Source organism: Mycobacterium sp. IDUB_37 (assembly GCF_055419245.1).
In genome coordinates, this window is the sequence record NZ_JBVAXG010000005.1 from 45,454 (window position 1) to 59,897 (window position 14,444).

The window sequence follows — 14,444 nt, forward strand, 5'->3', positions numbered from 1 at the left end:
TTGGCTTTCTATGTATTTCGTTTGAGTTACTGGTGACCTGGTTAAGAACAGCCTGACCGATAGTCGCGACCCGACTCTAGGTGCAGGGGAACCCGTTGATCCGACAATTCACCGGTGGCGAGTAGGCGCCTGTCAGCACGCCCCTCATGCCACCGGTGGCCGAACCACCAGGTGCAATGGTGTGATTCCAGTTCGCGGGGGTGATCACAAAGTGGGTGCCAGACTGCACAAAGGAACTGTTCCAGGTGTGGGACAGAGATTCACCCACCGGCATGTCGAACTCAAGCCTCCAATCGGGCACCTGCGCCATGCTCGTGTTGGTGATCGCCCAGCGCGCAATGAACCCGTCCTGCCACGCGTGTTCGACCGTCAACGTCGCCGAGACGGCGGCGGCATGAGCGACCGGGGTGAAGCCGAGTCCGAGGACGGCAGCGACACATGCCGACATGGATACGTGAAGCGCTGTGCGCCAGGACTTCTCGTGAAGCCGTAGTCCAGTCATAGGAGCCAACACTATAGCCGAGCAGGCGATGTTGGCCCTTTCATTGCGCGTTAGCTGCAGTAACTTTGCTCAACCGCAACCGTCGTGAAATTTAGGGCCTGCTGCTGGGCGGAGCCATTACGCCGAGGCCGGCAGCTCTGCCGGATCGCAGCCGCTGCGACCTTCGTGCGCCCACGCCAGCAGATCCGGCGGGGCCAACTGGTTGATGCGGGCGTTGTAGCGGTAATGCTCCCGGTCGCCGAAGTACTGCTGCCATTCTCCGCCACCACCCCGGCGGAAGAAGCGCTCGTCGCTGTGCCAGATGCCGTCGGTGGTGTTCGGCGCGATCTCTCCGGCCCGAGAGCGCATCTCATCCAGAGATGCGTGTTTGGCCAGTTCCTCCGCGCGATGTCGAGTCAGGTCTATGCCGAGGACCGTGGCCAGCCGCAGCAATTCGCCTACCAGGTCGGCCTGGAGGTCGGCGTAGTGGAAAAGGGCCACATTTGACTGGTGGCGCCGTTCCCAGGACTTGCCGAACTGGTCGAGGATGTTGGCGAGCGTGCCAATGCCGCGCGGCGGGGCGAACCCCATCCCGGGAGGCGGGTGGGCCGGCCCCTCCATCCAGTCGCGGAATTCCGCTATCGGTCCCCGCGGCCCGGGCGGATGCTCGGGTGGCGGTCCTGGCGGCCCGAATCCCGCGCCTGGCGGGGGAAATCCCGCACCCGGCGGGGCGAATCCCGGGCCGTGCGGGCCGGGATCGTGCTGCGGCGCCGGACCTGGCGGGCCGAATCGCGCCTCAGGCGGCACAGCCGCTTCGTGCAGATCGCGCACTCGGTCCCGGTCCATGTTGGCGGTCTGGTGCAACATCGACACCGCCGCGTCCCGGGGGTCGCGGCCAACGCAGAGGTAGGTGACCCGGTCATCGAGGACGAGGCCGTCCAACGGGGTGTGCGTCTTGATGAAACGACGGTGCCGTTGCGCCTCCAAGACGGCGACGACCTCATCGAGGGGTCGAATCGTCTGGTCGAACCACGGCGACACCGTCGACAGCGGCCCGGGCAGGTCGGGCCCGTCGAAGACGAGCAGCGAGACCAGGCGTTGGGTCCACGTCATGCCACATTTCGATGGCGTGGTGATGATGATGTCGCCGGCACGCAGTTCGAGCGCGTCCCACCGCATGTTGTCGGTCATCAGGGACCGGTACGAGGCCCGGCTCATCAGCTCGACCTCCGAATGATGTCGAACAGGATGCCTTCGACAGTGACGCCCGGCGCGAACGCGAACGCCACGCCCGTCGAGATGGGCTTCTCCGAATCCACCTCGCGCACCATCATTTCCAGCACGAAAATCAACGAGACGCTCAGCATGTTGCCGAACCGCGCCAGCACCGCCCAGCTCTGTGCGGCGGACTCGGCAGGGATTCCGAGCGAGCGCACCGATTGCTCGATGATCTTGGGCCCACCGGGGTGGACCGCCCACAAGTCGATATCAGATTTCTCTAATCCATTGTCCCGCAATACCTCTGAGACAACCGGCTCGACGCCGCGGTAGATGTAGTCGGGAAGGTTCTCGGACAGTTCGCAGGTGATGCCGTCGTGGTTGACGCCGAGCACAATGCCGTCCTCAGCGTCGTCCAACAAGTGGCTGAAATTGCTGCGGATCACCACAGAGCCCTGCGGAAGTGGCTGCTGTACCTGGCCGGCGCCGATCACCAGGGCCCCGCACCCGTCCCCGAACAAGCTATGGGTGACGACGTCGTTGATGTCGTCGGCGAAAACGGCGTTCACCGAACATAATTCGATGCATACCACCATCGCCTTCATGCTCGGGTGGGATCGAACATAGGAAGAAGCGGTACTGATGGCGTTCATCGCGGCCGCGCAGCCCATGAAATTAATCACGACACGAGATACCGACCGAGACAACCCGAGTTGCTTGACGATCGCGACATCCACTCCCGGTGCGATGAATCCGGTGCTGGTGACGAACACCACCAACCCGATCTCGTCCGTCCGATACGGATGGCTTGCCAAGGCACGCCTGCTGACGTCGACCGCCAGTGGAACCGCGTGTTCGAAGAACATGTTCATCCGATCCCGGATCGTCCCAGGATCCCGGCGGAAGGCATCGAAATCGGGGTCGAGCGGGTCGACCGCCATCTGGCGGGTGTCGATCCGCGTCTTCTGATACAACCGCGGAATCCGTTCCCGCTGTTGGGGGTCCGAGAAGAGCTCGGCGACCCGATCGGCGGCGTGGGACTGCTCGACTGCGCGCTGCGGCCAACCCGTCGCGATGGCTTCGATGACTGCGACCGTGGTCGGCGGAGCGGGCGGCAACTGCGCGAGGTCCAACGGCGATTCGGCGGCGGGGGCGCGCACGGCGCCGCCCTCGGCTGCGGTGCTCATACCGACCCGATTCCGACGAAGCCGGACACTACGTAGTTGGCGCTCTCTTTCCACGCCGCGGGCGAAAGGTGCTCGCGGACAAAGCCCCAATTCCGTTCTTTGGCCTGACGCGACGGCGACAGCAGATACGTGCGGCACAGCTTGGGCAACCGGTCGGTGACGAAACTCTTCGGCGGCAACCACTCGACACCGGACCTGCCCGCCTCTTCGCGCAACACGTCCTCGGTGACGATGTTGGCGAATCCGCTGCGCTGGAAAGGCAATACGTGATGGACCCGGTGCGAACTCAGGCCGGCCGACAGGAAGCAGTCGACGTAGCGGTTGCCGATCACCATCAGGTCGTTGGCATGCTCGACCTGGTCCACTCCCCAGTCTTCACCTTTGACTATTTCGGAGGTCTCGTCCTCGAATTCGTGACTGGCGACCACCATAAATGTGCTGACCCAGAGCGTCGCGACGAATTGCAGTGCCCAGGCCCAGAAATCGCCGGCCGCCAGGAAAACGACCATCTCGGTCAGCAGCAGCAACCGCACTCCGGAGGAACCGAGGAAGTGTGGCAGCGCGTTGCGCCAGCTTCCGTAGCCCTCCTCGACGCCTACTTTGCGGGTCATGTTCCACACGTCGGCGATGCGGATAGCCATTCCGGTCACCAGATGGCCGAACTTATGCAGGGTATGTACCGGAACGCGGTACAGCCGCGGTAGCTGCATCATCATCGTGAACACGTTCTTCTTGATATCCACGTCGCTCTGGGTGTACGGGTGGTGCAACAGTGTGTGCCCGTCAGCTACCACCAAAGACAGTGCTATGTAATTCAAATCGAAGCTGTTCGCGAAGACCCTGTTGAGGCCACGTTGCGCGCGATGCAGTGCGTAGTGGCCGTACCCGACCAGCGAGCTGCGCAGCAAGACCATCGCAATCACAAAGGCCCACAACGGCATATACCGTGGTTCGGCCAGCCGCAGACCCTGCACCCCGAAATAGGCGAGCGCCAGCATGACGACGACGACGTTGAAAAGCCGGTCCATCCGCTTGATTCGCAGTGCCAGCGCGGGTTCTTTGATGCGCGCTTTCACTCGGTGCATCAAGTCATTCGGGTTGTGGAAGTCGTATTGAGGAGTGTCCCGCCAGCTGTTGAAGTCTTCCTTGAACAGAAACGGCGGTGCGTTGTGCTTTGGATGGATGTCACGAGGTTCGGCATCGCGGTCCAGTGCGTACCGCGCCAGCGAGCGCTCCACTTTGGCCGTGTCCTTGTGGTACGACGAGACGATCGCGGTGATATCGCGGTTTTTGGTGCGCCCGATGAAGAATGCGCCGCCGGGATGCTTGGATATCCAATCACTCAGGTCGTACGCGCGCCCGTTGTAAACCCACACATCGGACATCACAGGGGGCCCACCCGGCGGAGGCCCGGGGCGTGGGCCGGGGCCACGCTCCTGGACTTCGGGGAGGTCGTTGGTCATTCGTGCTCCTCCAGGTCTCTTGGGGTGAGATCGGTTACTGGCCGGTGTCTCCGGCGAGTTGGCCCAATCGTGCGAGGGTGGCCTCAAAGGATTCTCGGTGGATTCTCAATGAGGTCCCGGCTGGATTCGGAGAATCGCGAACCCTACGTGCCGCAGGCGGGCTCACCAAATCCTTTGCCCGGCAAGGATCGGGTGAACGTTCCGGCGGATGAGAACCGGCCCGGCGCCCAGCTGCGACCAGTAAGGCCGCGCCGCACTTCCGAGCCGGTTCCCTATCCGTCGTTCACCTGGGGTTTGTCAGGGTGTCGGGTTCGGGATCGTCACCGGCGCACCCCAATTGGACAGGGTGATCGTGACATGACCCTGGTCCTTGTCAATCACCATCCGCACCAGGACCGGGCTCGGCGGGTTGCCCGGCGCACCCGGCGCTTTCGCATCGGCGATGTACAGAGTGACCGGAAGCGGACCCGTTGCGTCCTTGCCGATCTGGGGTACCAACGGGTCGATGATCTTCGGATCGATAGTGCCGGACACCTTCACGGTGGCCACACCGTCGATCGTCTCATTACCGCCGGCCTGCGGGTTGGAGACCTTGCCGACCACAAAGCCGATGCCCTTGTCTTTATCCAGGATGACGCCCGGGTCGTAGATCTTCTCCGCCGGCCCGTTCGAGGTGTATGCGCCGGCCTCGTTCTTGGTGTACATGGTCTTGTTGGAGACCAGGAAGTCCTTATGCACCGCGGGGGTCTTGGGCTGCAACCGGATCATGGCGTCACCCACAGCCTGTCCGTTGCCCTCGGGCTGATTGGTCACGTCGGCGTTGACGGCCTCAAACGGAAGCGTGGTGATGTTGGTGGTCTGGAGGTTGACGTGCAGCGAGTGCAGCGCCGTTGTCGCCTTCGAGCTGTCTGTCAAGAGCTGTTGAGCTTCTGGTGACGCCGCCCCCGATGTAGCCGACGTCGCCCCGGACGTCGCGGAAGCGGCAGTGGATCCGGACGCTCCCGAAGTTTGGGAACTTCCCGTCGATGACTTTCCTCCGCACCCCGTGACGACCGTCGCGAGAAGTGCCGCCGCGAACAGAATCGCGACAGACACCGGGGTCGAGGGTCGACGGGAGGCACGTCGGTGGGAGATTTGCGCTTGTGAGATCAAGCCATTCATGGCCAGCCTTTGCTGAGTTATCCAACCGGTGGTGATGAGCAGCGAGTCGCTACCCTCGTCGTACGGTATGGGCGGAGCGCGGGTTCCCGGCTCCGCCCGCCATCGCGGATCTCGGTGACTGCACACCCGCACCCTGGTTCACCAGCAACGACACAGTTGTCATTAGCATGCCCTTGCCCTCGCAGCTGTTCCCCAGATCACATTTGCCGGAGAGCGCGAATTTAGCATGCGCTTGGTTTGGTGCAAACTGTTCCACAGAAGTAACTATCGACGGAGGAACGGACGTCGCCGGCGTCCGACGATTCTTTGCGGAGTGCACAGCGGCCTCACACGGCCGAGTCGAACCGTTAACCTGTCCGGGTGAATCTCGACGGCAATCAGGCAACCATCCGAGAGGTCTGTGACGCCGGCCTGCTCGCGGGAGCGCTGACGATGGTGTGGCAGCGCGGAGAATTGTTGCAGATCAACGAAATCGGTTACCGCGATGTCGAAGCGGGGCTACCGATGCAGCGCGACACGCTGTTTCGGATTGCGTCGATGACCAAACCCATCACCGTCGCGGCGGCCATGAGCCTGGTCGACGAGGGCAAAGTCGCATTGAGCGATCCGATCGCGCGGTGGGCACCGGAGTTGGGCAACCCGCAGGTGCTTGACGATCCGCACGGCCCGCTGGACCGGACGCTTCCGGCCCGGCGCCCGATTCTGGTCGAGGATCTGTTGACCCACACCAGTGGTCTGGCCTACGGATTCTCGGTATCCGGACCGATTTCGCGGGCCTACATGCGTTTACCGTTCAATCAGGGCTCGGACGTCTGGCTGAACGAGCTCGCCGCGCTGCCCTTGGTACACCAGCCCGGCGAGCAGGTGACCTACAGCCACGCCATTGATGTGCTGGGCGTCCTGCTGTCCCGTATCGAGGACAAGCCGCTGTACGAGGTGTTCGAGGAACGGGTGCTTGGTCCGGCCGGCATGCCCGACACCGGCTTCTTTGTCACGCCCGAAGCGCGAGCACGGGCCGCGACCATGTACCGGCACGACGAGCACGACCAGTTGCGACACGACGTAATGGGCCCGCCGCAGGTCAAGCCACCCGAGTTCTGCAACGCCGGCGGCGGGTTGTGGTCGACGGCTGACGACTACCTGCGGTTCGTGCGGGTACTGCTGGGCGACGGGTCGATCGACGGGGTGCGGGTGCTGTCCCCGGAGTCGGTGCGACTGATGCGCACCGACCGGTTGACCGATGAGCAGAAACGGCACAACTTCCTCGGATCGCCCTACTGGGTCGGCCGGGGGTTCGGGTTGAACCTGTCCGTGGTGACCGATCCGGCCAAGGCCACACCGTTATTTGGGCCGGGCGGGGTCGGGACGTTCAGCTGGCCGGGCGCCTATGGAACGTGGTGGCAGGCCGACCCGAGCGCGGACCTGATCCTGCTCTACCTGATTCAGTACTGCCCCGACCTGTCGGTGAACGCGGCAGCTGCGGTCGCGGGCAACCCCGCTCTGGCCAGACTGCGGACGGCGCAACCGAAGTTCGTCCGTCGCACCTATCAGGCGCTCGGCCTCTAACACGTTGATTACCGGGCCTCGACTGCTGCTGCGCCGGCCGGTGGTCGATGACGCCGACGCGTTGTTCAACCACATCGGCCGCGACGTCGAGGTCGCGCGCTACCTCACGATGCCGCTGCACCCCGACATCGAGTACACCCGCTGGGTGATCGCCGAAAACCTGAACACCAGCGAGGAATATCGGACCTGGGTGATCGAACTCCGCGGTACCGGGCCGCAGGCGGGCCAGGTGATCGGCCTGGTCAGCGCGCGACGCGACACTCGGCACTCCGCCGAACTGGGCAGCTGCCTCGGCAAGCGGTGGTGGGGCGTGGGTTTCATGTCTGAGGTACTCGACATCCTGATCGCAGATTTGGCCGCTGACTCGCACATGTATCGGGTGTGGGCCACCTGTCACATCGACAACGCCGCGGTCGTGCGAACACTCGAAGGATCCGGTTTCGTCTTGGAAGGTCGGCTCGCCCGCCATCTGGTCTACCCGGCCATCAGTTCTGAACCCCTCGACAGCCTGCTGTTCGCCAAGATCCTGCGCTGACGGCCGTCCCGACCTCCATGGAGAAACACGTGCACCAACCCACCGTCTTGATCAGCGGCGCAGGGATCGCCGGCCCCGCCCTCGCCTACTGGCTGGGCCGCAACGGATACCAGGTAGTGGTGGTCGAGTTGGCCGACGGCGGACGCCGGGCCGAGATGCCGGTCGAGGCATTCCACGGCAACGGCGTTGTCAGCCAACTGGAGATCCTGCGCGGCGACCTAGCCGACGTGCTCTATCAGGCCAGCACCGCGAATACCGAATACCGCTTCGGCACCCGAATCACCAAAATCGAACAGAACAAAAAGGCCGTTGTCGCAACGTTGTCCGACGGCACGGATGTACAGGCCGATCTGGTGGTGGGCGCCGACGGTCCGCATTCCTCCGTGCGCCGCCTGGCCTTCGGGCCGGAGGAGAAATTCGTGCGGCCACTCGGTGGCTATAACGCCTGGTTCACCGCCCCCGACACGGTCGGGCTCGACGGTTGGTACCTGATGTACCAGGCGCCCGGGGGGTTGAACGCATCGTTGCGTCCGTCGCACGATCCGGCTGTCGGCAAGGCGGGTTTGGCTTTTCGCTCCGAACCGATCAGCTACGACCGTACTGACCTGGCCGCACAGCGCGAACTGCTGGCCGCTCGATTCGCCGGTGCCGGTTGGCATTCCGACGAGCTGGTGGCCGCGGCACGCGAGGCCGAAGACTTCTACTTCGACGAATTCGTCCAAGTCCACATGGACGCTTGGCATTCGGGGCGGGTAGCCCTGGTCGGTGATGCCGGATACTGCGCGTCACCGCTGAGCGGCATGGGCACCAGCCTGGCGCTGGTGGGCGCCTACGTGCTGGCGGGCGAATTAGGTCCGGTCGATGACGCGACGCCGCTGGGAGTTTCTCTGGACCGCTACCAGCAGGTGATGCGGCCTTACGTAACCAGGTGCCAGAAACTGCCAAACGGCATCGACGGCTACCTGCCGAAATCAGCATCGGATATCCGCAACACCGCGATGGTGATGAAGTACATGCAGCGCTGGCCGATTCGGCTGATCGCGGAGCGCAAATGGTTCACCACCGCCGATGCCGTGGAACTACCCGACTACTCCAGCGCTCGCCGCGCGTAGGCACGCACGTCGGCATCGGTGTCTTTCAGCGCGATGCCCAGCGCGTCCTGGGTGGCCGGGCTGTCGGCCCAGCGAGTCAGGCTCAGCACGGCCGCCTTTCGCACGTCGAGATGCGCATCACCGAGAGCATCCGTCAGACGCGGCACCGCGAATTCGGCTGCGGCGCCGGCCAGTGCGCGTGCCGCGCCCACTCGTACCTGCCAGGCCGGTGCCCGCAATGCCTGTTCGACAGCTTTGAAATCGGCTTCACCACAACCCAATTCGGCCAGCGCCGCCAGTGCCGCCGCACGGACCAGCGGGTCGGTGTCAGCAATGAGCGCGCTGACCGCGTCCGCACCGTCACCCAATGGCGCCGACCCGCTGCGCCCGGCTGCGCCGCGCTTGCGATCGACGCTGGCACCCAAGGTGGCCAGGCCGCCGGCCGCGACGATACGGACTTCCCGGTTCTCGTCGGTCGTGGCGGCGACGACTCCCGCCACGTCGTCAACGGACACCAGCGCACGCACCGCCTCGATGCGTACCCGGTGATCTGGATCGTCGAGGGCACGCCGGTACTCCCCCGATTCGCCGGCCCGGCGCGCGGCCAACAGATACACCGCCGCCGCCCGAACCACGGTGTCGGGCGAGAGCAGATGAGCGCGGGCACCCTGCGGATCGGGGAGCACCTCGACCAACTCCCGAATCCCGTCAGCGGCGGCACGTCTCACCGACGCGTCGGCGTCCTTCAGCGCATTCAGCAGGGCGGGAGCATAACCGTCCGGTGTGTGCTCGGTGAGCGTGTTTACCGCGGTGCGCCGAACTCCGGAATCGTCGTCGACCAGATACTCCGCGAGGTCGGCGATCGTGGGCTCGTCGAGCGTCAAAACTGCCGCGATGCGCGGTGACGGCGGATCGCTCTTTAAGGCAGTCGCGTCGATCCGCGACCGGGTGGTCGCCGGAGCCTGACCACCGATCAGCGCCGGTTGCTCGACGTCGAGTACCCGCCGATCCACCGGCGGCAGTCCGTCGAGTTCGGGAACCGACACGAAGTACGGAGCCACCGGACGCTTGAGGAACCGCATGCTGCCGTCAGATCCCTTGAGCAGGTTGAGGTGATATCCCCACTGGTTGTCGTCGCGGCCGGGCAGGTCGGCGCGGTCGTGGTACAAGCCCCAGCGCGATTCGGTTCGGGTGAGCGAGGATCGTGCGGCCATCTCCGCACAGTCCCGGATGAACGACACCTCCACCGCGCGCATCAGCTCGTGCGGCGTACCTGCACCCATGCCGGCAATCTCGTCGCGCATCCGTTCGAAAGTACGTACCGCGATGGACAGCTTGGCGGCCGATTTCGGTGGGGCCACATAGTCGTTGACGAAACGTCGCAGCTTGTATTCCACCTGTGGCTGGGGCGGGCCGTCCGGGTAACGTAGCGGCCGGTAGATCAGTTCATGCGCTTCGCGCAGCTGGTCCGCTGGAAGATGTTGCGGCGAAGCAACTTCCGTGGCGGTGGTCGCAGCATGCGCCCCGGCCAGGTCGCCGAAGACGAATGCCCCGATCATGTAGTTGTGCGGAACGCAAGCCAGGTCTCCCGCGGCGTACAGGCCGGGCACCGTGGTACGGGCATGCTCGTCGACCCAGACTCCGGATGCGGAATGCCCACTGCACAAGCCGATTTCGGAGATATGCATCTCGATGTCGTGGGTTCGGTAGTCGTGGCCGCGATTGGCGTGGAAGGTTCCGCGGGTAGGCCGCTCGGTGGTGTGCAGGATGTCTTCCAGCGCGCTCAGTGTCTCGTCGGGAAGGTGCGACACCTTGAGGTAGATGGGCCCGCGGGCTGAGTCGATCTCGCTCTTGACTTCCGCCATCATCTGTCCCGACCAGTAGTCGGAGTCGACGAACCGCTCGCCGTGCGAGTTGACCTGGTAACCCCCGAATGGATTGGCGACGTAGGCACAGGCCGGGCCGTTGTAGTCCTTGATCAGCGGATTGACCTGGAAGCATTCGATGCCGGACAACTCCGCACCCGCGTGGTAGGCCATCGAGTAGCCGTCGCCGGCGTTGGTCGGGTTCTCGTAGGTGCCATACAGATAACCCGACGCCGGCAGGCCGAGTCGTCCGCAGGCTCCTGTCGCGAGAATTACCGTCTTGGCGCCGATCGCCACGAATTCGCCAGTGCGCGTGTGCAGTGCGGCGGCACCCACCGCCCGGCCCTCGGCGGTGAGGACCCGCACCGGCATCAAACGGTTCTCAATCCGGATCTTCTCGCGCATCGACTTCTGCCGCAGCACCCGGTACAGCGCCTTCTTGACGTCCTTGCCCTCGGGCATGGGCAGCACATAAGAGCCCGACCGGTGCACACGGCGAACCGCGTATTCACCGTGCTCGTCCTTCTCGAACTTCACCCCGTAGCGCTCAAGCCGCTGCACCATGGCAAAACCGCGGGTGGCGGTTTGATACACGGTGCGCTGGGTGACGATTCCGTCGTTAGCGCGGGTGATCTCGGCGACGTAGTCCTCGGGTTCGGCCTTGCCGGGGATGACGGCGTTGTTCACCCCGTCCATTCCCATGGCCAGCGCACCCGAGTGCCGCACGTGCGCCTTCTCGAGAAGCAAGACCTGGGCGCCGCGCTCCGCGGCGGTCAGGGCCGCCATCGTGCCCGCGGTCCCACCACCGATGACCAGCACGTCACAATCCAGCCGGAGCTGTGCCTCGACTGCCGGGATCTCCATCATGCCGCCACCGAAAATTCAAGAGCTGCAATGATTTCCGCGCGCAGCTCGGGGCGCTGCCGAGGGTCGCGGGGCTCCGGCACGTCCAGCAGGGCGCGCAGCGGCCGCCCGGCCTGACCCAGCACGGCCACCCGGTCCCCCAGCGCGAGGGCCTCGTCGACGTCATGGGTGACAAACACGATGGTGGTCGGATGCGCCCGCCAGGTATCAACGAGCAGGCGCTGCATCGCGGCACGGGTCTGGGTGTCCAACGCCCCGAACGGCTCGTCCATCAGCACCGCCCGCGGCGCCCCGGCCAGGCCGCGGGCTAACTGGACCCGCTGGCGCATACCGCCGGACAAGTTCTTGGGCAGGTAGTCACCGAACCCGGAGAGACCGACCTCGGAGATCCAGCGTTCGGCCTCGGTGCGCCTGGCGGCACGGCGCTCGCCGCGCAACCGCAACGCCAATTCGATGTTGGACCGCACAGTGCGCCAGGGCAGTAAGGCGTTGTCCTGGAAAACCATTCCCCGGTCCCCGGAGGTGCCGACCACGTCGGTTCCGTCAGCCAGCACCCGGCCGCTGCCGGGGGGCATCAGGCCGGCCAGCGCACGCAGCACCGTTGACTTGCCGCAGCCCGACGGACCGGTGAGCACCAGGATCTCCCCCGGGCGGACCGCCAGATCCAACCCGTCAATGATCGGTACCCCGGTGTAGGACAGCCGGGCCCGGTCCAGTTCGAGGCTCATGCCGATGTTCTTCGCGGTCATCGCTTCGTCTCCTCTCCTCGCGGCAGCCACCGGGTCACCCGGCGGCCCACCAGTTCCACCGCGGCAGACGTCGCGAAGCCGAGGACGCCGATGGTGATGATGCCGACGAACACCTGCGGATAGGCCAGCACGGTGTAGTTCTGCCAAGTGCGGTAGCCGACTCCGAGACGACCGGAGATCATCTCCGCCGAGATCACGCAGATCCACGCCACGCCCATGCCGACGGACAGACCCCCGAACACCCCGGGCAGGATGCCGGGCAGCACCACCCGGATCAGCACATCCCAGCGCCCGCCGCCCAGGGTGCGCACCGCGTCTTCCCACAGCGTGGGCAGCGCGCGGACCGCATGCCGGGTGCTGACCAGGATGGGGAAATAGGCCGCCAAGAACGTGATGAAGACGATGCCGGCCTCATCGGTCGGAAACAGCAGGATCGCCACCGGCACCAGCGCAATGGCCGGAATCGGCCTGGCCAATTCGGTGAGGGGACCGAACCCGTCGGCGAACAACCGAGAACGCCCCAGCAGCACACCCGTCGCCACACCGGCCACCGCCGCTAACCCGAAACCGGTCAAGATGCGCAGCAGCGACTGCGCCAGGTCCAGCCAAAACTCGTAGGCGCCCAACCGGCGAGTCAGCGCATGTGCGATCTCGGTGACGGTCGGCAGCGTGTCGAATCGCAGCCAGAACCGCACCTTGTTGACGGTGAGCAGCTGCCACAACCCGATTGCAGCGGCCACCGACGCAAGTCGGAGTAGCCGGGACGGCCACGGCGACGGGACTTTTCGCGGTATCACGACGTCGGGCACCGGGATCGCGCCGACGACTCGGTCTGTTAGTTCGGCCGTCATAGCGAACCTCCTACCGCCTGTTGGTAACTCACGACGACACCACCCGGATGCGCTGTCAGGTAACGTCGCGCGCCGGCGACGGTGCCGAAGGGGCGGTAGTTGCCTCCTTCGCGCACCCAGACCGCCTTGTCGGCGAACCATCGGGTGCCCAGTTCAGCGTCGGGAACGTATGCGGCCCGGATCTTGTCGCCGCGGCCGTTGGCCTCCCGGATCGCCTGCAGCAGGGCGGTCGGACTGGCAACCGTCTGAGTTGTCTGCGCGCCGACCAGCCAAAGTTCACTCGCCAGCGCGGGATCGCCGGCCAATACCGACGGGTTGGCCGAGCGCGCCCGGCCGGCCTGATAATCGAGTCCGCGGGCACCGAAGACGGCACGCAGTGGTTCCTCCTCGACGAATCCGCCGACGTCGAGGTCGGCGAAGTCACCGATCGACTTCAGATAGGGCACGTCGCTTTTCAGCGCGTCGACCAGTGCCGGCTTCAACGTCGTGTCAAAGGATGTTCCGCCGGGGCCGTTGTAGAGGTAGACCACCTCCGCAGGCAGCCCACTCGCGTCGGCGACGATCTGCGCCGCCTGCAGCGACTGAGTGTTGAGGAATTCGGTCGCGTCCAACTGCGCCTGCAGGAACGCCGCCAGCACTTCCGGGTGCGCGGAAGCATAGGAGCGCCGAACCACCACTCCGTGCAGGGTCGGCACGTCCAGTTCGGCCCCGTCGTAAAGCAGTTTGCCCTTGTTCTGGTAAACCAACAGGCCGGGCCAGGCGACGAACTGCGAAAGTGCCTGTACCTGACCGGATTCGAGCGCAGAGGCCCCCACTTGAGGTTGCTGGTTGAGCACCTCGACGCCGTTGATCGCGGCCCTGTCCAACGCGCGCATCAACGTACCGTGGCCCGCCGAACCGACGCTGGCCGACACCTGCGACCCGCGTAGGTCTGCCAGCGTGGTCGCCGACGAACCCGGCGCCACCACAACCATATTGAGCGCACCCTTGGGGTTGTATCCGGTCACCGAAACCATCTCGGTGCGCGCAAGCGGACTCGACTGGGTTTTGGAACCATTGATCAACATGGGGTAATCCCCCATCGAGCCGATGTCGATCTTCTCGGCCAGCATCTGCGCGGTGATCGGGGCTCCGGTGTCGTAATCCTGCCACCGCACAGCGTATTTGGTGCCGGTGCGGGCGGTGATGTCGGCGAGTCGGCGCTCCAGATAACCCTGAGCGCGCAACAACGTGCCGGCGGTGACGGTGTTGATGGTCTTGGACTGGTAGCCGACGACGACGTTGACCACCCCCGAGGATTCGGCCAACGACTCCAGCGAGCAACCGGAGACCAGCACGGTGAGGGTGAGAATTATCGACAGAATCCGGGCAGCATGAAACTTCATGAAAAATCCTGGGCCGTAGGTTTTTCAG

General features: G+C 64.8%; 12 protein-coding genes. 3 read left to right on the forward strand and 9 right to left on the reverse strand.

Going from position 1 to position 14,444, the window contains the following annotated elements; all coding sequences use genetic code 11:
• Positions 1-76: 76 nt before the first annotated feature.
• From ACZY1I_RS17905 to ACZY1I_RS17925, 5 genes are all read right to left on the reverse strand, one after another.
• Positions 77-502, reverse strand: a complete 426-nt coding sequence (locus tag ACZY1I_RS17905) for a cellulose binding domain-containing protein (protein ID WP_463755808.1) — start codon at positions 500-502, stop codon at positions 77-79.
• Between the two features lie 117 nt (positions 503-619).
• Positions 620-1,699 (reverse strand): sulfotransferase domain-containing protein, encoded by a 1,080-nt coding sequence (locus tag ACZY1I_RS17910; protein WP_463755809.1) that lies wholly within the window; start codon positions 1,697-1,699, stop codon positions 620-622.
• Positions 1,699-2,886 carry a type III polyketide synthase gene (locus ACZY1I_RS17915; protein WP_463755810.1) on the reverse strand — a complete coding sequence of 396 codons (1,188 nt, stop codon included), beginning with the start codon at positions 2,884-2,886 and terminating at the stop codon, positions 1,699-1,701. The genes ACZY1I_RS17910 and ACZY1I_RS17915 overlap by 1 nt, the downstream gene beginning before the upstream one ends.
• Positions 2,883-4,349 carry a cytochrome b5 domain-containing protein gene (locus tag ACZY1I_RS17920; RefSeq protein ID WP_463755811.1) on the reverse strand — a complete coding sequence of 489 codons (1,467 nt, stop codon included), beginning with the start codon at positions 4,347-4,349 and terminating at the stop codon, positions 2,883-2,885. The genes ACZY1I_RS17915 and ACZY1I_RS17920 overlap by 4 nt, the downstream gene beginning before the upstream one ends.
• 297 nt (positions 4,350-4,646) lie before the next feature.
• Positions 4,647-5,510 carry an LppX_LprAFG lipoprotein gene (locus ACZY1I_RS17925; protein ID WP_463755812.1) on the reverse strand — a complete coding sequence of 288 codons (864 nt, stop codon included), beginning with the start codon at positions 5,508-5,510 and terminating at the stop codon, positions 4,647-4,649.
• Positions 5,511-5,870: 360 nt separating this feature from the next.
• Between ACZY1I_RS17925 and ACZY1I_RS17930 the strand changes: the two genes are divergently transcribed.
• The 3 genes from ACZY1I_RS17930 to ACZY1I_RS17940 are packed head-to-tail and all read left to right on the forward strand — an operon-like array spanning position 5,871 to position 8,723.
• Positions 5,871-7,076: a serine hydrolase domain-containing protein gene (locus tag ACZY1I_RS17930; RefSeq protein WP_463755813.1), complete on the forward strand. Its 1,206-nt coding sequence runs from the start codon at positions 5,871-5,873 to the stop codon at positions 7,074-7,076.
• A 4-nt stretch (positions 7,077-7,080) separates the two neighbouring features.
• Positions 7,081-7,611 (forward strand): GNAT family N-acetyltransferase, encoded by a 531-nt coding sequence (locus tag ACZY1I_RS17935; RefSeq protein WP_463755814.1) that lies wholly within the window; start codon positions 7,081-7,083, stop codon positions 7,609-7,611.
• A gap of 29 nt (positions 7,612-7,640) precedes the next feature.
• Positions 7,641-8,723, forward strand: a complete 1,083-nt coding sequence (locus ACZY1I_RS17940; RefSeq protein ID WP_463755816.1) for an FAD-dependent monooxygenase — start codon at positions 7,641-7,643, stop codon at positions 8,721-8,723.
• On the opposite strand, the gene ACZY1I_RS17945 is transcribed toward ACZY1I_RS17940, so the two are convergent.
• From ACZY1I_RS17945 to ACZY1I_RS17960, 4 genes are read right to left on the reverse strand one after another with little or no spacing between them, the layout of a single operon-like run.
• Positions 8,699-11,434: a fumarate reductase/succinate dehydrogenase flavoprotein subunit gene (locus ACZY1I_RS17945; protein WP_463755817.1), complete on the reverse strand. Its 2,736-nt coding sequence runs from the start codon at positions 11,432-11,434 to the stop codon at positions 8,699-8,701. The two genes, ACZY1I_RS17940 and ACZY1I_RS17945, sit on opposite strands and share 25 nt — an antisense overlap.
• A complete protein-coding gene (locus ACZY1I_RS17950; RefSeq protein WP_463755818.1) occupies positions 11,431-12,180 on the reverse strand; it encodes an ABC transporter ATP-binding protein in 750 nt (249 codons plus the stop codon). The genes ACZY1I_RS17945 and ACZY1I_RS17950 overlap by 4 nt, the downstream gene beginning before the upstream one ends.
• Positions 12,177-13,031, reverse strand: coding sequence for an ABC transporter permease (locus ACZY1I_RS17955; RefSeq protein ID WP_463755819.1), 855 nt, complete (start codon positions 13,029-13,031; stop codon positions 12,177-12,179). Before ACZY1I_RS17955 ends, ACZY1I_RS17950 begins: the two co-directional genes overlap by 4 nt.
• The gene (locus ACZY1I_RS17960) at positions 13,028-14,416 is read right to left on the reverse strand and encodes an ABC transporter substrate-binding protein (RefSeq protein ID WP_463755820.1); all 1,389 of its coding nucleotides are present in this window, start codon (positions 14,414-14,416) and stop codon (positions 13,028-13,030) included. Before ACZY1I_RS17960 ends, ACZY1I_RS17955 begins: the two co-directional genes overlap by 4 nt.
• Between the last annotated feature and the right edge of the window lie 28 nt (positions 14,417-14,444).